Here is a 21,467-nt window from a genome sequence, read left to right as displayed (position 1 = left end):
ATGGATGTCCACGTCCACGCTGCGGTGAGCCCCGTGCGACTGCGACGCGGCCGGCGCGGCAGACGGCCTGACTTCCCACGAGCACCTGGGTGGCAGGAGCTCCTGGGTCACAGTGGCGGGACCGTCCCGGAGTCGCACCGGGTTCCTCTGCTGCGCCGTGGTCGATGATGGCACAGCGGTCCGACCGTTCCCGGCCGCGCACGTGCCGCGGGACTCAGCCGAACACGTCCTCGGCGGTGGTCCAGGACGATCGGTCGTCCAGGTCCGCCGGGAAGCGCAGGGCCTCCGCGACGGCCAGCAGCGCGGGCACCTCGCCGGAGCGGTCCGGGTAGGGGCCCGTGTCGCTCGAGTCCACCGCCACGCAGACCCGGTGGCCCTGCTCGAGCAGGCAGACCCAGGGGAACCGCGCGTCCTCGCCCTGCGTGGCCGCGCGCCCGCCCACCGTCACCGGACGGCCGCCGGTCGGGGCTGACGACCCGTCGAAGGAGAGCACCAGGCCGCCGTCCGCCGCGAGCGGACCGGGCCCGAGCCGCACGGTCGTGGCGCCGGTGACGACGTCGACCTCGACCGACTCCGGCCCGTAGCCGGCGGGCAGCCGCTCGAGGTCGAACGGCAGGGCCATCGACGTCGGCTCCCAGACCACGGCCTCGGCGACGCGGCGGTGGGTCGCGGGGCTCTCGTCGGGGTAGCAGCTGACCTCGGCCCAGGACGCGTCGGGCCGCTGCCACATCAGGTAACCGCCCTCGGCTCCGGCGCCGGCCCGCACGCCGGGTCGGCCGTCCACCTCGACGGGGACCTGCTCGCCGACCTTGTTCTCCGGCCCGTAGGTGCCCGCGGGGTACCACGAGACGGAGCAGGTGTCCTGACCGCCGGCGTCGAGGGCGAGCTGCGTCGCGTCGGAGTACCCCGAGGCGGACCGGGCGAGCACCCGGAGGCCGGACGAGGCCGGGACCCGGTGGCCCAGCTGCCAGCTGGTCCGGGCGGGCTCCGCCGGGCGGGGGTCCCGGCGCGGGACGGCGGGCGTGGTGCAGCCCACCAGGAGGGCGAGGACCGCCACCCCCAGCGCGGTGCCGCAGCGCCTCCGCATCCTCGGACGATACGCGCGGGGGCCGTGGCCCGCAGTGACTACAGTGCAGCGGTGATCGAGGTGGTGGGCATCGGCGCGGCGGGCTGGGACGCGCTGGGCGCCGCCGAGCGCGCGCTGGTGCTGGGGGCCGACCGGGTCCTCGGCGGGCCGCGGCACCTCGACCTGCTGCCCGACGTCGCCGGCCAGCAGCGCACCGCCTGGCCCCGCGACCTCCGCGGCGCCCTGCCCGGGCTCGTCGCCGGGCACGAGGAGCGCTCCGTCGTCGTGCTGGCCAGCGGCGACCCGCTGCTCGCCGGCGTCGGCTCGACCCTGGTCGACCTGCTCGGCGCCGACGCCGTCCGCGTGCACCCGGCCGTCTCCTCGGTGGCCCTCGCCGCCGCCCGCCTCGGCTGGGCCGCCGGCAGCTACGCCGTCGTGCGGCTGCGGGGCGACGACGTCGACCTGGTCCGCCGCGAGCTCTACCCCGGCCGCCGGGTGCTGGTGCTGGCGCGCGACGCGGGCACGCCCGCGGAGGTGTCCGCGCTGCTGGTCGAGGACGGCTACGGCGACAGCACGCTGACCGTGCTCGGCGACCTGGGGGCACCGGAGGAGACCCGGGCCGACGTGGTGGCCGCGGCCTGGTCGGGGTCCGGGCCGGCGCTCGCCGTCGTCGCGGTGCAGTGCGCGGCCGGGTCCGCGGCGATGACCGCCTCGCTGGCCCCGGGGCTGCCGGACACCGCCTACGAGCACGACGGCCAGCTGACCAAGCGCGACCTGCGCGCCTCGGCGCTCGCCCACCTCCAGCCCCGACCGGGTGCCCTGCTCTGGGACGTCGGGGCCGGGGCCGGCTCGGTGGGCGTCGAGTGGATGCGCAGCCACCCGACCTGCCGGGCCGTCGCCGTCGAGCAGCACGAGGAGCGGGCCGCGCGGGTGCGGCGCAACGCCGCCCGGCTCGGGGTGCCGGGGCTGACGACGGTGGTCGGCTCGGCGCCGGACGCGCTGGTCGGGCTGCCCGCACCGGACGCGGTCTTCGTCGGCGGCGGGGGGAGCGCGGCCGTCCTCGACGCCGTCTGGGCCGCGCTGCGTCCCGGCGGCCGGCTGGTGGTGCACGCCGTCACCCAGGAGACCGAGATGCTCGTCGCCGCGCGCTGGCGCGAGCACGGCGGGTCGCTGACCCGGATCGCCGTCGAGCACCTGGAGGCGATCGGCGGCTTCCACGGCTGGAAGCCGGCCCGCGCCGTCGTGCAGTGGGGGGTCGTGCGGTGACCGTGCACTTCATCGGCGCCGGTCCCGGCGCGGCCGACCTGCTGACCCTGCGCGCCGTCCGGCTGCTGGCGTCGAGCCCGGTCTGCGTCTACGCCGGCACGTACCTCGACGCGGAGGTGCTGGGCCACTGCGCGGCGGGCACCCGGCTGGTCGACAGCCAGTCGCTGGACCTCGACGCCATCGTCGCCGTGCTCGCCGAGGCGCACGCCGCCGGCCAGGACGTCGCGCGGCTGTGCTCCGGCGACCCGTCCCTCTACTCCGCGCTGGCCGAGCAGACCCGGCGGCTGGACCGGCTGGGCATCCCCTGGGACGTGACGCCGGGGGTCCCCGCCTACGCCGCCGCGGCCGCCGTCGTCGGGCGCGAGCTGACGGTGCCCGAGGTGGCCCAGTCCGTCGTGCTGACCCGCACCCAGGCCGCCTCGACGGCGATGCCGCCGGGGGAGTCGCTGGCCGCCTTCGCCGCCACCGGCGCGACGCTGGCCCTGCACCTGGCCATCCGCCGGACGCGCGCCCTCTGCGCCGAGCTGGCGCCGCACTACGGCGCCGAGTGCCCCGTCGTCGTGGTGAGCCGCGCCACCCAGCCCGAGCAGGTGGTGCTGCGCGGCACGCTGGCCGACATGCCCGACCAGGTCGAGGCCGCCGGGCTGCGCCAGGCCGCCGTCATCCTGGTCGGCGAGGCCCTCCGGGCCGACGACTTCGTCGAGTCGCACCTGTACGGACCGCGCGCTCGCTGATCGTGTGAGTTCGGGTGGTGTGTACACCTCGTGAACTCACACGCTCTTCGAGCTCAATCCCCTCGGCGGGAGGTCCAGACCCCGCTGGGGGCTGCCATCGTCCGGCTGGAGCCGATGATCAGCAGGCAGCGCATGTCGATCGAGTCGGGGTCGAGGGCGGCCAGGGTGGTGACCTCCAGCTCCTCGCCGTCGCGGCCGACGTCGCGGCCGACCACCACCGGGGTCGCCGGGTCGCGGTGCTCCAGCATCACCGCGCGGAGCCGGGCCACCTGCTCGCGGCGGGAGCGCGACGCCGGGTTGTAGACGGCCAGCACCAGGTCGGCCGCGCCGACGGCGTGCAGGCGCTGCTCGACGAGCTCCCAGGGCTTCAGCCGGTCCGAGAGGGAGACGACGGCGTAGTCCCCGCCCAGCGGCGCGCCGGCCCGGGCGGCGACGGCCTGGGCGGCGGTGAGCCCGGGCAGCACCTCGACGGCGACATCGGCGAAGCGGTCGTCGGCGGCCACCGCCTCGTGGACGGCCGAGGCCATCCCAAACACCCCGGCGTCGCCCCCGGAGACGACGGCCACCCGCTCGCCGCGGCGGGCGAGCTCCAGCGCGAAGGCCGCGCGGTCCACCTCGACGGTGTTGCCGCTGACGTGCCGCTGCAGGCCGGGGCGCTGCGGCACCCGGTCGACGTAGGGGCCGTAGCCGACGACGTGGTCCACGCCGGCCAGCGCGGCGGTGACCTCCGGAGTCACCCAGCGGGCCGGTCCCGGACCCAGCCCGACGACGAGCACCCGCCCGCCGTCTGCGGGGACGTCGGCGTCGGACTCCGCCGCCGGCCCGCTCATCGCCCGCTGCGCGGCGTCGGCCCGCAGGTCGGGACCGGGCACCAGGACCATCGAGAAGTAGGGCACCTCGTCGGGGTCGACCTCGCTGACCGGCAGCCGGCGCTCGCGCCCGGTGCTGGCCCGCTCGACGTACCAGGCGCCCTCCAGCCGGCCGGCCTGCCGCAGCGCCTCGCGCACGCCGGCGAAGGTCCGGCCCAGCTTCATGACCGCGGCCCCGCCGCCCTCGGCCAGCCGGCGGGCCAGCTCGGGGACGGGCATCGTCCCGGGCAGCACGGTGAAGGTGTCCTCGTGCCGGCTGATCGGCACGGCGACGGCCGCCGACGACGCGCTGACCGAGGTCACCCCGGGCACGATCTCGGCCGGGTAGAGCGGGGCCAGCCGGTCGTGCAGGTAGGAGTAGGAGCTGTAGAACAGCGGGTCGCCCTCGGCCAGCACGACGACGGTGCGACCGGCGTCCAGGTGCTTGCCCAGCCGCTCGGCCGACTCGTCGTAGAAGTCCTCGATCGCCCCGTAGTAGCCCAGCGGGTGGTCCGTCGCCCCGGTGGTCACCGGGTAGATGAGCAGCTCCTCGGTCGCGTCCGGGCTGATCAGGTCGGCCACGATCGTCCGCGCGATCGAGCGCCCCGCCGTCCCGGAGTGGTAGGCGACGACGTCGGCCCCGCGGATCAGCCGCGCGGCCTTGAGGGTCACGAGCTCGGGGTCCCCGGGGCCGACGCCCACCCCGTACAGCCGGCCGGTCACGCGATCTCCTCCTCCTGCGCCAGGGCGTTGATCGCCGACGCGCACAGCGCCGACCCGCCCCGGCGCCCGTGCACCACCAGGTAGGGCAGGTCCCACGGGTTCTCCACCAGGGCGACCTTGGACTCCGCCGAGCCGACGAACCCGACGGGGATGCCGAGCACGGCGGCCGGCCGCGGGCCGCCGGCGGCGACCTGCTCCAGCAGGTGGAACAGGGCGGTCGGCGCGTTGCCGATGGCCACCACCGCCCCCTCCAGCTCCTCGCCCCAGAACGAGACGGCGGCCGCGGAGCGGGTGGTCGACCAGGCGCGGGCCCGCTCGGGCACCCGCGGGTCGTCGAGCAGGCAGCGGACGGCGTTGTCGGCGGGCAGCCGGCGGCGGGTCACGCCCGAGGCGATCATGTAGGCGTCGGTGAAGATCGTCGCGCCGCCCTCCAGCGCCCCGCGGGCCGCGGCGACCAGCCGAGGGTGCAGGGCGAGCGAGCGCGGCAGCTCGAGGTCGCCGCTGGCGTGGATCATCCGGACGGCGACGGTCCTCGCGTCCTCGGGCAGCCCCGACAGGTCGGCCTCGGCCCGCACCTGGGCGAACGAGCGGCGGTAGATCTCGGCCGGGTCGGTGACGTAGTCGTACAGCCGTGCCGGCGGGCTGTCCGACCGCGGGGGCCCGGGCAGCGGCGCCTCAGACATGGGCCACCAGCGGGGCGGCGGCCACGGCGAGCAGCGCCTCCCGGGTCGGCGCGACCAGGTCGCGGTGGGGGCCTGAGGGTGCGCCGCAGCGCCGCTCGCAGCCGCTGACGTGGGTCCGCGGCCAGCGCCGGTCCTCGTCCGCGACCGAGCGCAGCAACTGCTGGGTGTCGACCCGGCCGGACGCGCACCAGGGCGCCCCGACGCAGGCGCTGAGCGCCGTCCAGGGCGACGTCGGGTCGGCCACCAGCCCGGCCCCGGTCAGCGCCGCCAGCCGGTCGGCCCCGCCGGTGACGACGAGGCTGCGCCACGGCGTGACGACGACGGCGCCGTCCCCGGCCACGGCGACGACGGCGGCCAGCTGGGCCGGGGTGAGGAAGCCGAGCGGCACCCCGACGACGGCGTGCGCGCCGACGACGCCCAGCGGCGGCTCGGGCGCGACCGGCACGTCGACGGGTGCGAAGCCGGCCAGGCCGTCCACCCAGGCCGGCAGCTCGCGGACCCGCCACACCCCGCTGGCCGCGCGGGCGGCGTCGAAGTTGCGGGCCAGGGCCAGCAGGGCGGGGACGGCGTCGTCGAGGGCGACGACCCGGCCGCGGTCGGAGCCGACGACGAGCAGGCCGTGCGCGGGCCCGAGGGCGCGGTAGGTGAGGTCGGGCTCCAGGGCGGCGACGTCGCCGCGGCCGTCGTCGAGCCCGAGGAGGAAGCGGCCGGACAGCCCCGCCAGGGCGGCGTCGGCCTGCAGGGCGGTGTCGAGGGCGCGGACCAGCGGGCGCAGGTCGGCGAGCCCGCCGTGCAGCCCGGTGAGCGGGGAGGCGACGACGTTGCGGACCCGCTCGTGCGTCGCCGAGGGCAGGAAGCCCGCCGCCGCGACCTCGGCCTCGAAGGCGTCGGGCAGGTCCTCGGGCAGGCCCCGGACCTGCAGGCCGGCCCGGGAGGTCAGCTGGAGCAGGCCGCGGCCGTGCCGTGCCGCCGCCCGGCCGAGGGCGGCCAGGGCAGGCCCGGTGGTCTGGCCGCCGGGCACCCGGACGCGCACCATCGCGCCGTCGGCCGCCAGGTGGGGCCGGAGCACGCCGGGGCAGCGGTCCTCGTTCACGCCCGCCATCGTAAGTCGCGTCGACGGCCCGGCCCGCCCGTCGTCCGCCCACCCCAGCGGTGGAAAGCGCTTCCCTCGCGCCGTAGGGTGAGCGCGAGATCCGTCGACGACGAAAGAGGTCCGCATGGTCATGCTGTCCGCCTCCACCCTCGGTGCCCCCGGCGAGGACCTCGACCAGGTGCTCGGCGCCCTGCGCCGGACCGGCATCGGCGGGGTCGAGCTGCGGCTCAGCGCCGGCGAGCTCGCCGACCCGGCCATGACGCGAGCGCAGCGCCGGGACCTCCGCGCGGCCGTCGCGGACGCCGGGATCGCCATCACCGGTGTCGCGAGCTACGTGCGGGTGGGCTCCGACCTCCCCGACGACGTCGTGCTGGGCGCCCTCGTCGGCGCGCTGGACCTGGCCGCCGACCTCGGCGCGCCGTTCGTCCGCGTGTTCCCCGGGGCCCCGGCCGAGCCCTGCGCCTACGACACCGTGCCCACCCTCATCGAGCCGCGCGAGGAGGTCGCCGACCGGGCCGCCCGCCGGCTGGACGCCGTCGCCGGCTTCGCCGAGGAGGTCGGCGTCCGGCCCGCGCTGGAGACCCACGACTCGCACCCGACGGGCGCGCTCATCGCCGACGTGCTGGCCCGGGTGCAGTCCCCGGTGGTCGGCGCCGTCTGGGACCTCATGCACCCCTGGCGGGTCGGCGAGCCGCTGGCCGACACCTGGGCGGCGCTGCGCCCGTGGCTGGAGAACGGCCGCGGCTGGGTCCAGGTCAAGGACGCGTCCCTGCCCGGCCGCCCGCTGCCGCTACCGCTGGGCGAGGGCACCCTGCCGCTCGACCCTTTCGCCGCGCTGCTCGCCGAGGTGGGCTACGACGGCGTCGTCAGCCTGGAGTGGGAGCGGATGTGGTACCCCGACGCCGCCCCGCTCGAGGTCGCCAGCGCCTCCTTCCGCCGCTGGGCCGACGCCGTGGGGCTCGCGGCGTGAGCCGTCCCGTCGTCGTGCTGGCGATGCGCGGCGCGGGGCTGCGGGACGCGCTGCTCCCGCCCGCGCTGCTCACCCGGCTCACCGACCTGGCCGACTGCGACCCCGATCTCGTGGTCACCGACTTCGCGACCGCCCCGGCCGACGCCCTGGCCGCCGCGGACGTCCTGCTCACCGGGTGGGGCTGCCCGCGGGTCGACGCCGCCGCGCTGGAGCGGCTCCCGCGGCTGCGGCTCGTCGCCCACGCCGCCGGCACCGTCAAGGCCCACGTCGACCCCGTCTGCTGGGAGCGCGGGATCACCGTGACGACGGCGGCCGCGGCCAACGCGGTGCCCGTCGTCGAGTTCGCGCTGGCCCAGATCCTGCTGGCCGGCAAGGACCTGCTGGGCGCCAGCGCCCGCTACGCCAGCGGCACGCCGCGGCCCGCCCACGAGCACGCGCCCCTGGTGGGCAACTACGGCCGGGTGGTCGGCATCATCGGCGCCTCGACGATCGGCCGCGGGGTGCTCGAGCGGCTGCGGACGTTCGACGTGCGGCTGCTGCTGGCCGACCCCACCGTCACCGCCGACGAGGCCGCGCGGCTCGGCGCCGAGCTGGTCGACCTGGACACCCTGATGGCCCGCTCCGACGTCGTCTCGCTGCACGCCCCGCTGCTGCCGGGCACGGTCGGAATGATCGGCGCCGCGCAGCTGGCCGCGATGCGCGACGGCACCACCTTCCTCAACACCGCCCGCGGCCGGATCGTCGACCACGACGCCCTGCGCCGCGAGCTCCGCAGCGGTCGGATCAGCGCCATGCTCGACGTCACCGACCCCGAGCCGCTGGAACCCGACGACGAGCTGTTCACCCTGCCCAACGTGCTGCTCACCCCGCACATCGCGGGCTCGATGGGCAACGAGCTGCACCGGATGGCCGCGCTGGCCCTCGACGAGGTGGAGCACCTCGCCGCCGGCGCCCCGCCCCGGCACCCGGTGCTGCTGGAGGACCTGGCCCGGATGGCTTGAGGGTCGCGGCCTCCCGAGTTGTCAGACGTCTGTTGACCCGGGGGTCAACTCAGCTCTGACAACTCGGCCCGTCAGGCCGGGCCGCTGGTGACCGACCAGCGCAGCGTCTCCCCGGGCTCGGCGAGGTCCAGCCGGACCAGGCCGCAGAGCCCGCGGCGGTTGGCGTACCCCGCGGGCAGGACGCTGCGGCGCTCCAGCGGGCCGTCGACGCGCACCTCCACCCACTCGGCGCCGCGCGCGAACCGGACGCCGTCGGCGAGGCGCGTCACCGCCGTGGGGACGCCGTCGCCGCGGTCGTGCAGGTAGGGCACGAGCAGCGTCCGCCGGCCGGACCAGCCGGGCACCGTCTCGACCACGTCCACCCCGCTGCCGGTCAGCGACGCCGACCACCGGTGCTCACGGCCGGCCAGGTCGCCGTCGTCGAAGGCCGCGGTGAAGGCCAGGCCGACGTCGCCCTCGGCGCGCAGCGGTGCGGCCAGCCGGCGGGGGAGCGGTCCGGGCGGCGTCACCGGGGACGCGCCCGGCTCGTCCCGCAGGGCCAGGCCCGGCACCAGCCAGGGCCCGCCCTCGAGGTGCCGGGCGGCGCTGACGAAGACCAGCGAGCGGCCGGTGCCGAAGGTCAGGTCGACGAGCCCGCTGGCGTCGTAGGTGGGGTCGGCGGCCGCCTGCACGGCCAGCGAGACCCGACCCCGGGACACCGCACCCCGGTGGGTCGGCGCCCCCTCGACGCGGACGACGGCGGGCCGGGCGTCCAGCTCGGCCGCTCCTGGCGGCTCGTCCTCGCCGAAGCCGTGGACGAGCGCGTCGGCCAGGAAGGCGAGCGCGAGCGGGCTGTAGTGGCCGTCGGCGGTGTAGGCCTCGTAGCCCACCCGCAGCTCGGGCGGGAGCACGTTCTGGACGGGCGAGAACACGCCCTCGGGCCGGACGCCGAGGGCCAGCGCGCGGTAGGCGCGCCAGGCGGCGAGACGGGCCTCCTCCCGGTCGGCGTCGGACCCCAGGCCCAGCACGCGGGAGGCGGTGAACAGGGCGACCTGGGCGCCCAGCACCCACGTCTGGCCCGCGCTGCGGTAGCCCGAGGCCATCGAGCCGTCGGAGAGCTGCAGGTCCAGGCTGCGGCGCAGGCCGGTGCTGAGGAAGGCGACGAGCCGTTCGCGGTTGCGGCCGTCGTAGCCCTGGACCAGCAGGTCGGTGAGGTGCAGCCGGGTGAAGAGGTCGTAGGCGTTGGGCAGCCCGCGCTCGACGTAGAGGCCCAGCTCCAGGTCCAGGCCCACCTCGCCGCCGGCGAAGAAGACGTCGACCCAGTCGTCGAGCTGCGCGGGGGTGGTGGGGGCCAGCCCGGCCTGCACCCGCAGGAGCTCCCCGCTCATCCAGACCGCGGCCCAGTTGGACGGCGGGCGGGCGCGGAAGGCGGTCTCGACGTCGACGCCGGCGACCTGCACGTCGACGTCCGGGTCGAGCGCGACACCCGCGGCGGCCAGCGCGCGGCGGGTCTTGAGCAGCGGCGGCCAGGTGAAGTCGCGGTGGTTGAGCCGGCCGGTGACGCTGAGCGTCCGGCGGTCGAACCCGGAGGCGTGCGGGGGCCGCGACGGGTCGGCGGTGTGGGCGAGCGCGGCGGCCATCGCCCGGACGGCCCGGTCGCGCTGGACCGGGCCGTCGGCGGCGTCGGGCCGGGTGCCCAGCACGGCGCAGCACCACGCGAGGTAGGCCGTGCCGTACTGGGTCGGGGCGTCGAGCACCGGGTCGTGCAGGGTCCCGTCGGACTGGAGGTGGGGTGCCCAGGCGGACACCCCGGCCTCCAGCAGCCCGAGGGGGGAGGGCAGGTCGGTCACCCGGGGGTGGCCCCGACGGTCTGCAGCTGCTCCTCGTACTCCTTGCGCATCGCGTCGCCGACGGCGCTCTTCCAGGTGCTGACGAGGTTCTTCAGCTCCGACGGCTGCCGGCGGCCCTGGACGATGTCGTTGACGCCGTCGGTGAACGCCTTGTCCGCCGTCGCGTTCTTGCTCGACGCGGTGTTCGAGTAGAGCCCGATCGTCGGGTTGTCGATGCCCGTGGGCACCTCCTTCGACTGGTAGGCGTGCTGGGTGTCGGCGTCCTGCGGCCGGCCCGGCATGTAGATCGTGTAGGGGCTGTCCGCCAGGTAGCGGATGGGGATGACCGTGTTCGCGGTGCCGGTCTTGGACAGCACCGGGTTCCCCGCGCTGTCGACCGTGTGGTCCACGCCCTCCTCGCCGTAGAGGCGGTACTTGTACTCCTCGGTGCCGAACGGCGCGGCGAGGTAGTTGAGGACGCGCAGGATCTCCTTGATCTTCTCCGGATCGTCCTGCTTCTTGAGCAGGGTGGTGGAGAAGAAGCCGCTGCCGAGGTTCCAGGCGGCCAGCTCGCTGCCGTCGCGCTTGTAGATGGGCATCAGGCCCAGCTCGAAGTCGGGGTTCGAGGCGTTGTCGAGGATGTACTGCGTCCAGCCCGGGTAGCCGTCGGCCGCGTTGATGGCCACCGTGCCGGCGTTGAACAGCTGCTTGAACGGCTGGGCCGGGTTGAAGGAGTCCGGGTGCATGACCCCCGACTTCCACATCGTGATGAGGTCGTCGACGGTCTTGGCGTAGTTGTCGGTCTCGTAGACGTGGGTGAGCTTGCCGCCCTCCTCCGCCCAGACGTTCGGCTCCTCGTTCATCCGGCCCAGCAGCTGGCGGGGCTGGTTGAACAGCCCGAACGCCCAGCGGCGCTTCTTCGGGTCCGTCAGCGCCTTGGTGGTCTCGACGAGCTCCTCGTAGGTCTTGGGCTCGGTCGAGACGCCGGCGGCGTCGAAGAGGTCCTTGCGGATGAAGTGGTACGAGCCGATGGCGCCGCGGGGGATCGGGATGCCGTAGATGCCGCCGTTGTAGACGGCGGCCTTCCAGCTGCGGGTGGGCAGGTTGGCCAGGTTGGGGTAGTCCTTGACCGCGTCGCCGGAGAGGTGCTCGGTGAGGTTGGTGAACCGCTTGTCGAGCAGCTGCGGCATGTTCGGCACGGGCGGCGGGGCGCCGTTGGGCACCTGCAGCATGTCGGGCAGGTCGTTGCCGGCGATGGTCGTCGGGAACTTCTGCAGGTAGTCGGCGTTGCTGACCATCTGCAGGTCGAGCTCGACGCCGAGCCGCTCGTTGAGGCCCTTCCAGTAGCTGTTGCGGTCCGGACCCGGCGGGACGGCGAAGTAGATGTTCGCCATGCCGGTGAGGGTGCCGCCCGAGCCGGGCTTCTCGGGGACGGACTTCGGGTTGTCCTGCGGGAAGTTGCGGAACGCCGGGTCGACGCCCTGCTCGGTGCCGGGCAGGTCGGGCTTCAGCCCGGTGTAGGGCACATAGGTGGGCAGGCCGACAGCGGCGTTGACGCTCGCCGCGTTGCCGCCGCTGCCCCCGGCGCCGCCTCCGCCGCACGCGGTCAGGCTGCCGCTGCCGATCAGGGCGGCGGCGCCGCCGGCTCCGGCCAGCAGCTTCCGCCGGCTGAATGCACTGGTGGTCATGGATCCTCCTTGATCCGACAGGGGTCGGGTCCTCGTCCTCGGGGTGGGTGTCGGTGGTGCGCTCCGGCCGGCGCGGACGCCGGTCGGGGGTCGTGGTCGGGCGGCCGGGGGTCCCGGCCGGGGTCGGCGTCAGCCCTTGACGGCGCCGATCATCACGCCCTTCGCGAAGTGGCGCTGCAGGAAGGGGTAGAGCATGAGGATCGGCACGATGGCGATCACGAGGATCGCCATCTGCAGCGGCAGCTGGGGCGGCAGCACCTCGGCCGAGACCTGGTCGCCGCCGATCGTGCTCTGGTTGACGACGTAGGTGCGCAGCACCAGGGCCATCGGCCACTTGTCGCTGGACTGGATGTAGAGCAGCGCGTTGAAGAAGGCGTTCCAGTAGGCGACGGCGTAGAAGAGCCCGATCACCGCGAACACGGCCTTGGACAGCGGCAGGACGATCTTGAACAGCACCGTCGCCGAGCTGGCGCCGTCGATGGCCGCCGACTCGAACAGCTCCTGCGGCAGCTCCTGGAAGAACGCCCGCATGACGATGACGTTGAAGGCGTTGACCAGCACCGGCAGGATCAGCGACCACAGCGAGTCGAGGAGGTTGAACTCCTTGACCACCAGGTAGCTGGGGATCAGGCCGGGGGAGAACAGCACGGCGCCGAGCACCAGCATCAGCACCGGCTTGGCGCCGGGGGCGCCCGGCCGGGAGAGCCAGTAGGCCAGGCCGGCCGTGGCGGCCAGCGAGAGCAGCGTGCCGATCACCGTGATGCCGACGGAGATGATCACCGCGCGGGTCACGACGCCGCCCGAGAGCACGGCGGCGTAGGCGTCCAGGCTGATGCCGCCCGGCCACATGACCATCCCGCCGCCGGACTCGTTGATCGTCTGCTGGTCGGCCAGCGAGGTGGCGATCACCGACCAGAACGGGATGATCACCAGCGCGACGGCCACGGCCAGCGCGATGAACTTGACGACCTGCGTCAACGTGGAGGGCTTCTCCATCCACGGCGGCCGCTTACCGTCGCTGCGGACGGCCTTGTTCTCGGTGTCGTCGCCGATGGTGGCGTTCTCGATCGTGGTCACTTCTCGTACACCCCTCGCTCGCCGAACGCGTGGGCCAGCTTGTTGGCCCCGATCACCAAGAGCACGCCCACCAGGCCCTTGACCAGGCCGGCGGCGGCCGAGACACCCCAGTTCCCGCCGAGGATGCCGTAGTTGTAGACCCAGGTGTCCAGCACCTCGCTGGCCTGCAGGCCCACCGGGCCCTGCTGCAGCACGATCTGCTCGAAGCCGACCGAGAGGCTGCTGCCCAGGCGCAGGATCAGCAGCAGGATGAACAGGCCCTTGAGGGCCGGCAGGGTGATGCTGAACATCCGCTGGCGGGCGTTCGCGCCGTCGACGGCGGCCGCCTCGTACTGCTCCTGGTCGATCCGCGAGATCGCGGCCAGGAAGATGATCGTGCCCCAGCCGGCGTCCTTCCAGATCGCCTGCGACGTGAGCAGGGCCTTGAACAGCTCCGGCACGCCGATGATCTGGATGATCGGCAGGTCGTGCTGCACCAGGAAGGTGTTGAGCATGCCCGCATTGCCCAGCATCTGCTGGAACAGCGCGACCACGATCACCCAGGACAGGAAGTGCGGCAGGTAGAGGATCGACTGCAGCGTCCGCTTCAGCCGCTCACCGGCGAGGCTGTTGAGCAGCAGCGCCAGGGCCAGCGGGATGGGGAACACCAGCACCGTCTGGATGATCGTCAGGATGACGGTGTTGTAGAGCGCGTTGAGGAAATCGGCGTTCCCGTCCCAGAGGAACGAGAAGTTCGTGAAGCCGACGAACTCGGCCTCGGTGATGCCGAGGTAGGGCTGGTAGTCCTGGAACGCGATCACGTTGCCCAGCAGCGGCACGTAGTGGAACAGCACCAGCGCGATCCCGCCGGGCAGCCCCAGCAGCAGGATCAGCAGCTTGTCCCGCGTCAGCTTGGGTCGTTGTTTGGGCCGGGAGGTCCCGGTCCCGGCGGACGTGCCGCCCGGGGCGTCGACCGAGGTCGAGGTGGCCCCCGGGAGGCGCTTGCCGACTGCGTTGAAGTTCACCTTTGAGCTCACACCACGTCACCTGCTTCAGGAGTGGACCCGCAGGCCCACGGAGTCGGACGGTCGGACGGCGTTGTGCCGGCCCCGGGGGTGGCGCTACAGTTTGGTAAACGCTTACCCGGCCGATCGACGCTCAAGTTAGCACGCGTTCCGCGGCAGGTGGAAGAGCCGGACCCAGGCGTTGACGCCCCACTCCCGTCCCAGGACATCGAGGTTCGATGAGCGACGCCGGCCCGTCCCCGTTCGACCAGCACCCCTTCGACTACTCGCCCTGGTGGTTCTGGCGCCGGGCCGGCGAGCAGGAGCAGCAGGAGCAGCTCGCGCTGCAGCGCGAGCTGGCCGCGCGGACCGACGTCGTGCTGGGGGAGCGGGTGTTCCTCAGCACCCTGGCCGCCGTGCAGACCGACCACCTCGAGCTCGGCCCCGACAGCTACGTCGCCGCCCACGCCTACCTCACCGGCAGCGTCGTGGCGGGCCGCAACTGCACCGTCAACGCCTTCACCGTGGTCCGCGGCGACGTCCGGCTGGGCGACGCCGTCCGGATCGGCGCGCACACCTCGATCCTCGCCTTCAACCACACGATGGCCGACCCCGACACCGAGGTCTTCCGCCAGCCCATCTCGACGAAGGGCATCACCATCGGCGACGACGTCTGGGTGGGCTCGCACGTCGTCGTCCTCGACGGCGTCACCGTCGGCGACAAGGCGGTGCTGGCCGCGGGGGCCGTCGTCACCAAGGACGTGCCGGCGGGCGCCGTCGTCGGCGGCAACCCCGCCCGGCTGCTCCGCTGGCGGGTCCCGCCGGCCGGGGCCGCGACGGCCGCCCGCTCCGGCGACCTCGGCGCGCGGGTCAGCGCCTTCGCCGGCCGCGCCCGCGAGCAGGTGCAGGACGTGCTGGCCCGCTCGTGGCGGCCCGAGCTGCAGGACGGCCTGTTCGTCGACCGGCCCGGCCACCCCGTCACCGTCCGGGCGCAGTGCGACGCGATCGAGATCGCCGACCTGCTGCTGGGCCGGGCGCCCGACCAGCTGCCGGCCGCCGAGCAGGTCCGCCGGCTGCGGGTGCTGCAGGACCCCAAGACCGGCCTGGTCCCGACCTTCGACCCCGAGGGCCGCCCGCTGGCCGCCGCGGCCGACCTGTCCGACGGCGACGTCTGCTACCACGTGCTCTGCGTCGGGTACGCCCTCGACGTGCTGGGCAGCGGCTTCGAGCACCCCGTGCACCGGGTGGCCGAGATGGACGCCGGCGAGCTGGTCGAGGGCCTGGCGAACCAGCCCTGGGAGGGCCGGGCCTGGGGCTCGGGCGCCTGGGTCGACATGCTCGGCACGGCCCTGCGCTGGAACCTGCCGCGCGGGGTCACCGGACCGGCCGGGGCGTCGGAGGCCCTGTTCGGCTGGCTGACCACCCGGGCCGACCCCCGGACCGGCATGTGGGGCACGGTCGAGGGCAACGGCGGCCTGCTGCAGGTCGTCAACGGCTTCTACCGCGCCTCCCGCGGCACCTTCGCCCAGTTCGGGCTGCCGGTGCCGTACCCGGAGCGCGTGGTCGACACGGTGCTGGAGCACGCGCGCAACCCCGAGCTGTTCGCCCCGGACCGGCAGAACGCCTGCAACGTGCTCGACGTCGCCCACCCGCTGTGGCTGGCGGGCCGGCAGACCGACCACCGCGCCGCCGAGGTGCGGGCGCTGGCCACCCGGCTGCTCGGCGACCTGCTGGGCCACTGGACCGACGGCCAGGGCTTCGGCTTCCAGGCCCCGCACCCCGCCACCTCGGCGCTGCCCGCGACGGTGCCCGGGCTGCAGGGCACGGAGATGTGGCTGGCCATCGCCTGGCTGCTGTCGGACCTCGTCGGGGTCTCGGAGCTGCTCGGCTACCGGCCCCGCGGCATCCACCGGCCGGAGCCGGCGCTGCGGTTGACCTGACCGGCGCGGGAATGCCGGGCCGCGGTCCGGTGCTGCTCGAGAGGTGAACATCTTCCTCACCGGTGGCACCGGTTACATCGGCTCGGCCCTGCTCCCCCGGCTCGTCGAGCGCGGGCACCAGGTGACCGCGGCGGTCCGCAGCGAGGCGTCGGCGGAGAAGGTCAGCGGCCTGGGGGCCACCCCGGTGACCGGTGACCTCACCGACGCGACCTGGGTGGCCGCGCAGCTCGCACGCGTCGACGGCGCCGTGCACACCGCGTCCCCGGGCGACGCCTCCAGCCCCGACTTCGACGCCGCCGTGGCCACGGCCGCCGTCCAGGCGTTCGCCGGCACCGAGAAGCCCTACGTGCACACCAGCGGGCTGTGGATCTGGGGTGCCGGGGAAGGGCTGAGCGAGCAGTCGCCGCTGAACCCGCCGGCGCTCACCGCGTGGCGGCCGGGCGTCGAGGACATCGTCCTGGGCGCCGGCCTGCGGGGCGGGATCGTGGCCCCGGCCGTCGTCCACGGCCACGGCGGCGGGCTGCCGAACGTCCTGCTGCGCGGACCGCGCACCGCCGACGGCGCCCTCATCCTGATCGGCGACGGCTCCCAGCACTGGGGCACCGTGCACGTCGACGACCTCGCCGACCTCTACGTCCTCGTGCTGGAGCGCGGCGAGGTGCTGGGCCGGGTGCTGGGCGTGACCGCCGGCGCCCCGACCGTCCGGGCGGTGGCCGAGGCCACCGGCGACCCGGTGGCGCCCGAGCCCGTCGAGGCCACCCGCGCCCGGCTGGGCGAGGCCTTCGCCGACGCCCTGCTGCTCGACCAGCAGTTCGACAACGGCTACGCGCTGTCGCTGGGCTGGTCGCCCCGCCGCTCCCGCGTGGTCGACGAGGTCCGCGCCGGCGACTACGCCGGCTGAGCCGAGGGCGCGCGGCTGCGTCCCGGGACGGGGCGGGGGCGGAAGGACAGGTATGACCTCCGACCCCACCCCCGTCCAGAAGATCGCCGAGCTGGCGAAGGGCATCGACTTCGCCATGCTCACCACCGTCGACGAGACCGGCGCCTTCGTCAGCCGCCCGATGGCCCAGCAGGACACCGACTTCGACGGGAACCTCTGGTTCCTCTCCTCGAAGAGCTCGCGCAAGGTGGAGCACATCAGCGCGCAGCCGCGGGTCGGCGTGGCCCTGACCTCGCGCGACGTCTGGGTGTCGGTGAGCGGGACCGCCGAGGTCCTCACCGACCCGGACAAGGCCGAGGAGCTGTGGTCCCCGCAGATGGAGGGCTGGTTCCCCCAGGGCCCGCGCGACGACTCGGTCGTCGTGGTCAAGGTGACCGGCGAGACGGCCGAGTACTGGGACACCCCCGGCGGCCTGGTCGCGTCGGTGCTGAGCCTGGTCAAGGTCAAGACGACCGGCGAGCGCTACCAGGGCAACGAGAACGAGGTCGTCGAGCTCTGAGCACGGTGTGAGGAGCTCGTCCGCGAGCACCCGGACGAACTCCTCACACGACCGGGTCAGCGGGGGCCGGCGGCCGGGAGGGGCTGTCACCGGGAGCGCCTAGGGTGGCGGCCATGACGCGCATCGCCCTGGTCTCGACGTCGGACACCGACCTGCTGTCGGCGCGCGCGTCGGGCGCGGACTACGTGTACGTCAACCCGACGAAGACCGCGCACACCGAGATGGCCGAGGTCTTCGCGGCCGCCGACCTCATCGTCGCCCGCATCCTCGGCTCGGCCCAGTCGCTCTGCTCGGGCTTCGCCCGGATCCGCGGCGAGGGCCAGCCGATGGTCGTCCTCGGCGGGGAGCAGGCGCCCGACGCCTCGCTGATGGAGCTCTCGACGGTGCCCATCGGCATCGCCGCCGACGCCCACGTCTACCTGGCGCAGGGCGGGCCGGAGAACCTGGCCCAGCTGCACGCCTTCCTCTCCGACACCGTGCTGCTCACCGGCGAGGGCTTCGAGCCGCCCGTCGCCCAGCCGGTCTGGGGCGAGCTCGCCCGTCCCGAACCGGTGGCCGCGGAGCAGGTCCGGCCCCGCGTCGGGATCCTCTTCTACCGGGCGCAGCAGACGGCGGGGAACACCGCCTACGTGCACGCGCTGGCCGACGCCGTCGACGCGGCGGGCGGGGTAGGGCTGCCGGTCTTCGCCGCCTCGCTGCGCGACGCCCCGGCCGACCTGCTGGCCCACCTCGGCACCCTCGACGCCCTGGTCACCACGGTGCTGGCCGCGGGCGGCACCCGCCCGGCCACGGCGTCGGCCGGCGAGGACGACGGCGCCTGGGACGTGCAGGCGCTGGCCGCGCTGGACATCCCCATCCTGCAGGGCCTCTGCCTGACCACCCCGCGCGCGGTCTGGGCGGAGTCCGACGAGGGGATGAGCCCGCTGGACGTCGCGACCCAGGTCGCGGTGCCCGAGTTCGACGGCCGGATCATCACCGTCCCCTTCTCCTTCAAGGAGACCGACGCCGACGGCCTGCCCACCTACGTGCCCGACCTCGAGCGCTGCCGCCGGGTGGCCGAGATCGCCGTCAACCACGGCCGGCTCCGGCACCTCGCACCCAGCGAGCGGCGGATCGCCCTCGTGCTCTCGGCCTACCCCACCAAGCACTCCCGGATCGGCAACGCCGTCGGCCTCGACACCCCCGTCTCGGTCATCCGGCTGCTCCGCGCCCTCCGCGAGGAGGGCTACGACCTCGGGGCCCCCGGCGACATCCCCGGCACCGGTCCGCTGGAGCCGGTCGAGGGCGAGTCGGCCGACACCACCGCGGGCAACGCGCTCATGCACGCCCTCATCGCCGCCGGCGGCCAGGACCCGGAGTGGCTGACGTCGGGCCAGCTGTCCGGGCAGCCGGCCCGGGTGCCGGCCGCCACCTACCGGCGCTGGTTCGCCGACCTGCCGGCCGAGCTGACCGACGCCGTCACCGCGGCCTGGGGCGAGGCGCCGGGCGAGCTGTTCGTCGACACGACCCGCGACGCCGACGGCGAGATCGTGGCCGCGACGCTGCAGGCCGGGAACGTCGTCATCCTCGTGCAGCCGCCCCGCGGCTTCGGGGAGAACCCGATCGCGATCTACCACGACCCCGACCTCGCGCCCACCCACCACTACCTCGCCGTCTACGGCTGGCTGCAGCACGAGTTCGGCGCCCACGCCGTCGTCCACGTGGGCAAGCACGGCAACCTCGAGTGGCTGCCGGGCAAGAACATGGGCATGTCGGCGGCCTGCGGGACCGACGCGGCGCTGGGCTCGCTGCCGCTGGTCTACCCCTTCCTGGTCAACGACCCGGGCGAGGGCACGCAGGCCAAGCGCCGCGCCCACGCCACCGTCGTCGACCACCTCATCCCGCCGATGGCCCGCGCCGAGTCCTACGGCGACATCGCCCGGCTGGAGCAGCTGCTGGACGAGTACGGCAACGTCGCGGCGATGGACCCGGCCAAGGTCCCGGCGCTCCGCGGCGAGATCTGGACGCTGATCCAGGCCGCCCAGATGGACGCCGAGCTGGGCCTCACCGACCGCCCCGACGACGAGGCCTTCGACGACTTCGTCATGCACGTCGACGGCTGGTTGTGCGAGATCAAGGACGTGCAGATCCGCGACGGGCTGCACGTGCTGGGGCAGGTGCCCCAGGGCGACGAGCTGGTCAACCTCGTGCTCGCCGTGCTCCGGGCCAACCAGGTGTTCGGCGGCCAGGTCAACGGCGTGCCGGGGCTGCGCACCGCCCTCGGGCTCACCGAGGGCGACGCCCCGCTCGCGCAGGTCGACGCCGTCGAGGAGCAGGCCCGCGCCCTCGTCGTCGCCCTCGCCGACCGGGGCTGGGACGCCGCCGCCGTGCCCGCCGTCGTCGACGAGGTCCTGGGCGTCGAGAACGCCGGGGCGGCGGCCGCGCTGACCTTCGCCTGCCTCGAGGTCGTGCCGCGGCTGGCCCGGACCGCCGACGAGATCGGCAACACCCTGCACGCGCTGGCCGGCGGCTACGTCCCGGCCGGGCCCTCGGGCTCCCCGCTCCGCGGCCTCGTCAACGTGCTGCCCACCGGGCGCAACTTCTACTCGGTCGACCCCAAGGCCATCCCCTCGCGGCTGGCCTACCAGACCGGTCAGGCGATGGCCGAGTCGCTGGTCCAGCGCCACCTCGACGACACGGGGGAGTACCCGCAGTCGGTCGGGCTGTCGGTGTGGGGCACGTCGGCCATGCGCACCTCCGGCGACGACGTGGCCGAGGTGCTCGCGCTGCTCGGCGTCGTCCCCGTCTGGGACGAGGCGTCGCGCCGGGTGACCGGCCTGGACGTGCTGCCGCTGGCCGAGCTGGGCCGGCCGCGGATCGACGTCACGGTGCGGATCTCCGGCTTCTTCCGCGACGCGTTCCCGCACGTGCTGGCCATGCTCGACGACGCCGTCCGGCTGGTCGCCGACCGGGACGAGCCGGCCGAGCAGAACTACGTCCGCGCCCACGCGCAGGCCGACCTGGCCGCGCACGGCGACGAGCGCCGGGCCACCACCCGCATCTTCGGCTCCAAGCCCGGCTCCTACGGGGCGGGCATCCTGCCGCTGATCGAGGCGGGCAACTGGCGCGACGACGCCGACCTGGCCGAGGTCTACACGGCCTGGGGAGGCTTCGCCTACGGCCGCGACCTCGACGGCGCCCCGGCCCGGGAGGACATGGAGGCCAACTACCGGCGGATCAGCATCGCGGCCAAGAACATCGACACCCGCGAGCACGACATCGCCGACTCCGACGACTACTTCCAGTACCACGGGGGCATGGTCGCGACGGTCCGGGCGCTGACCGGGACGGCGCCCAAGGCCTACGTCGGCGACTCGACCGTCCCCGAGGCCGTCCGCACCCGCACCCTGGGCGAGGAGACGGCCCGGGTGTTCCGCGCCCGGGTGGTCAACCCGCGCTGGATCGGGGCCATGCAGCGGCACGGCTACAAGGGCGCCTTCGAGCTGGCCGCCACCGTCGACTACCTCTTCGGCTTCGACGCCACCGCCGGCGTGGTGCCCGACTGGATGTACGCGCAGCTGGCCGAGAGCTACGTGCTGGACAAGGTCAACCAGGACTTCATGAAGCACGCCAACCCGTGGGCGCTGCGCGGGATCATCGAGAAGCTGGGCGAGGCGGCCGAGCGGGGGCTGTGGGCCGAGCCCGACCCCGAGCTGGTGGAGCAGATGCAGCAGGTCTACCTCGACGTCGAGGGCGACCTCGAGGACCGCGACCAGTGAGCCTCGACCTCGCCGACCTCGGCGACGACGTCCTCACCTTCCTCGCCGAGCGGCACCTGGCCACGCTCACCAACGTCCGGGCGAACGGGACGCCGCACGTCGTCCCCGTCGGGTTCACCTACGAGCCGGCGACCCGGCTGGCCCGGGTGATCACCAGCGGGGAGTCGGTCAAGGCGCGGCTGGCCGGGCGGCCGGGGGCCGTCGGGGCGCTGTGCCAGGTGGACCGGGCCCGCTGGCTCACCCTGTCCGGGCTGCTGCACGTCGAGCGCGACCCCGAGGTCGTGGCCGACGCCGAGCGCCGCTACGCCGAGCGGTACCGCGTGCCGCGGGAGAACCCGCTCCGGGTCGTCCTGGTGATGCAGGTCGACCGCGTCCTCGGCCGGGGCTGAG

General features: G+C 74.7%; 17 protein-coding genes and 1 riboswitch. Of the genes, 9 read left to right on the top strand and 8 right to left on the bottom strand.

Annotated elements, in window-relative coordinates; genetic code table 11:
• Positions 1-58 precede the first annotated feature (58 nt).
• Positions 59-174: riboswitch (cobalamin riboswitch) on the bottom strand.
• Positions 175-214: 40 nt separating this feature from the next.
• The gene (locus JOF54_RS10355) at positions 215-1,087 is read right to left on the bottom strand and encodes a hypothetical protein (RefSeq protein ID WP_210055374.1); all 873 of its coding nucleotides are present in this window, start codon (positions 1,085-1,087) and stop codon (positions 215-217) included.
• A gap of 51 nt (positions 1,088-1,138) precedes the next feature.
• On the opposite strand from JOF54_RS10355, the gene cbiE reads away from it, so the two are divergent.
• Both cbiE and cobM read left to right on the top strand, forming a co-directional pair.
• A complete protein-coding gene (gene cbiE, locus JOF54_RS21915) occupies positions 1,139-2,332 on the top strand; it encodes a precorrin-6y C5,15-methyltransferase (decarboxylating) subunit CbiE (RefSeq protein WP_210055372.1) in 1,194 nt (397 codons plus the stop codon).
• The gene (gene cobM / locus JOF54_RS10345) at positions 2,329-3,066 is read left to right on the top strand and encodes a precorrin-4 C(11)-methyltransferase (protein ID WP_210055370.1); all 738 of its coding nucleotides are present in this window, start codon (positions 2,329-2,331) and stop codon (positions 3,064-3,066) included. The genes cbiE and cobM overlap by 4 nt, the downstream gene beginning before the upstream one ends.
• A 53-nt stretch (positions 3,067-3,119) precedes the next feature.
• Here the strand turns inward: cobM and JOF54_RS10340 are convergent, their stop codons facing one another.
• The 3 genes from JOF54_RS10340 to JOF54_RS10330 are packed head-to-tail and all read right to left on the bottom strand — an operon-like array spanning position 3,120 to position 6,413.
• Entirely contained in the window at positions 3,120-4,637 is a 1,518-nt protein-coding gene (locus JOF54_RS10340; RefSeq protein ID WP_210055367.1) for a precorrin-2 C(20)-methyltransferase, read from the bottom strand.
• Positions 4,634-5,320, bottom strand: coding sequence for a precorrin-8X methylmutase (locus tag JOF54_RS10335; RefSeq protein ID WP_210055366.1), 687 nt, complete (start codon positions 5,318-5,320; stop codon positions 4,634-4,636). The genes JOF54_RS10340 and JOF54_RS10335 overlap by 4 nt, the downstream gene beginning before the upstream one ends.
• Positions 5,313-6,413, bottom strand: coding sequence for a ferredoxin-like domain-containing protein (locus tag JOF54_RS10330; RefSeq protein ID WP_210055364.1), 1,101 nt, complete (start codon positions 6,411-6,413; stop codon positions 5,313-5,315). The genes JOF54_RS10335 and JOF54_RS10330 overlap by 8 nt, the downstream gene beginning before the upstream one ends.
• 124 nt (positions 6,414-6,537) lie before the next feature.
• Here JOF54_RS10330 and JOF54_RS10325 point away from each other — a divergent pair, with 124 nt between their 5' ends.
• A complete protein-coding gene (locus tag JOF54_RS10325) occupies positions 6,538-7,383 on the top strand; it encodes a sugar phosphate isomerase/epimerase family protein (RefSeq protein ID WP_210055361.1) in 846 nt (281 codons plus the stop codon).
• The gene (locus JOF54_RS10320) at positions 7,380-8,384 is read left to right on the top strand and encodes a hydroxyacid dehydrogenase (protein ID WP_210055359.1); all 1,005 of its coding nucleotides are present in this window, start codon (positions 7,380-7,382) and stop codon (positions 8,382-8,384) included. The genes JOF54_RS10325 and JOF54_RS10320 overlap by 4 nt, the downstream gene beginning before the upstream one ends.
• 71 nt (positions 8,385-8,455) lie before the next feature.
• Here the strand turns inward: JOF54_RS10320 and JOF54_RS10315 are convergent, their stop codons facing one another.
• The 4 genes from JOF54_RS10315 to JOF54_RS10300 all read right to left on the bottom strand — a co-directional run bounded on the left by JOF54_RS10315 (position 8,456) and on the right by JOF54_RS10300 (position 13,973).
• Complete coding sequence (locus tag JOF54_RS10315) at positions 8,456-10,213, bottom strand: hypothetical protein (protein WP_210055357.1); 1,758 nt, start codon at positions 10,211-10,213, stop codon at positions 8,456-8,458.
• Positions 10,210-11,880, bottom strand: coding sequence for a type 2 periplasmic-binding domain-containing protein (locus JOF54_RS10310; RefSeq protein ID WP_210055355.1), 1,671 nt, complete (start codon positions 11,878-11,880; stop codon positions 10,210-10,212). The genes JOF54_RS10315 and JOF54_RS10310 overlap by 4 nt, the downstream gene beginning before the upstream one ends.
• Before the next feature lie 129 nt (positions 11,881-12,009).
• Complete coding sequence (locus tag JOF54_RS10305; protein ID WP_307804028.1) at positions 12,010-12,957, bottom strand: carbohydrate ABC transporter permease; 948 nt, start codon at positions 12,955-12,957, stop codon at positions 12,010-12,012.
• Entirely contained in the window at positions 12,954-13,973 is a 1,020-nt protein-coding gene (locus JOF54_RS10300; RefSeq protein ID WP_307804027.1) for an ABC transporter permease subunit, read from the bottom strand. The genes JOF54_RS10305 and JOF54_RS10300 overlap by 4 nt, the downstream gene beginning before the upstream one ends.
• A gap of 206 nt (positions 13,974-14,179) precedes the next feature.
• Here JOF54_RS10300 and JOF54_RS10295 point away from each other — a divergent pair, with 206 nt between their 5' ends.
• From JOF54_RS10295 to JOF54_RS10275, 5 genes are all read left to right on the top strand, one after another.
• Positions 14,180-15,880: an acyltransferase gene (locus tag JOF54_RS10295; protein ID WP_210055353.1), complete on the top strand. Its 1,701-nt coding sequence runs from the start codon at positions 14,180-14,182 to the stop codon at positions 15,878-15,880.
• 43 nt (positions 15,881-15,923) lie between these two features.
• Complete coding sequence (locus JOF54_RS10290; protein ID WP_210055351.1) at positions 15,924-16,781, top strand: NAD-dependent epimerase/dehydratase family protein; 858 nt, start codon at positions 15,924-15,926, stop codon at positions 16,779-16,781.
• A gap of 52 nt (positions 16,782-16,833) precedes the next feature.
• Positions 16,834-17,319: a pyridoxamine 5'-phosphate oxidase family protein gene (locus JOF54_RS10285; protein ID WP_210055349.1), complete on the top strand. Its 486-nt coding sequence runs from the start codon at positions 16,834-16,836 to the stop codon at positions 17,317-17,319.
• A gap of 113 nt (positions 17,320-17,432) precedes the next feature.
• Positions 17,433-21,077, top strand: a complete 3,645-nt coding sequence (gene cobN, locus JOF54_RS10280) for a cobaltochelatase subunit CobN (protein WP_210055347.1) — start codon at positions 17,433-17,435, stop codon at positions 21,075-21,077.
• On the top strand, positions 21,074-21,466 hold the full coding sequence (locus JOF54_RS10275; RefSeq protein WP_210055345.1) for a pyridoxamine 5'-phosphate oxidase family protein: 393 nt from the start codon (positions 21,074-21,076) through the stop codon (positions 21,464-21,466). The genes cobN and JOF54_RS10275 overlap by 4 nt, the downstream gene beginning before the upstream one ends.
• Position 21,467: the final 1 nt, after the last annotated feature.

The sequence above is a fragment of the Microlunatus capsulatus genome, from assembly GCF_017876495.1.
GTDB lineage: Bacteria > Actinomycetota > Actinomycetes > Propionibacteriales > Propionibacteriaceae > Microlunatus > Microlunatus capsulatus.
The sequence above is the reverse complement of the archived record's forward strand: the minus strand, read 5'-3'. Positions and strand labels throughout refer to the sequence as shown.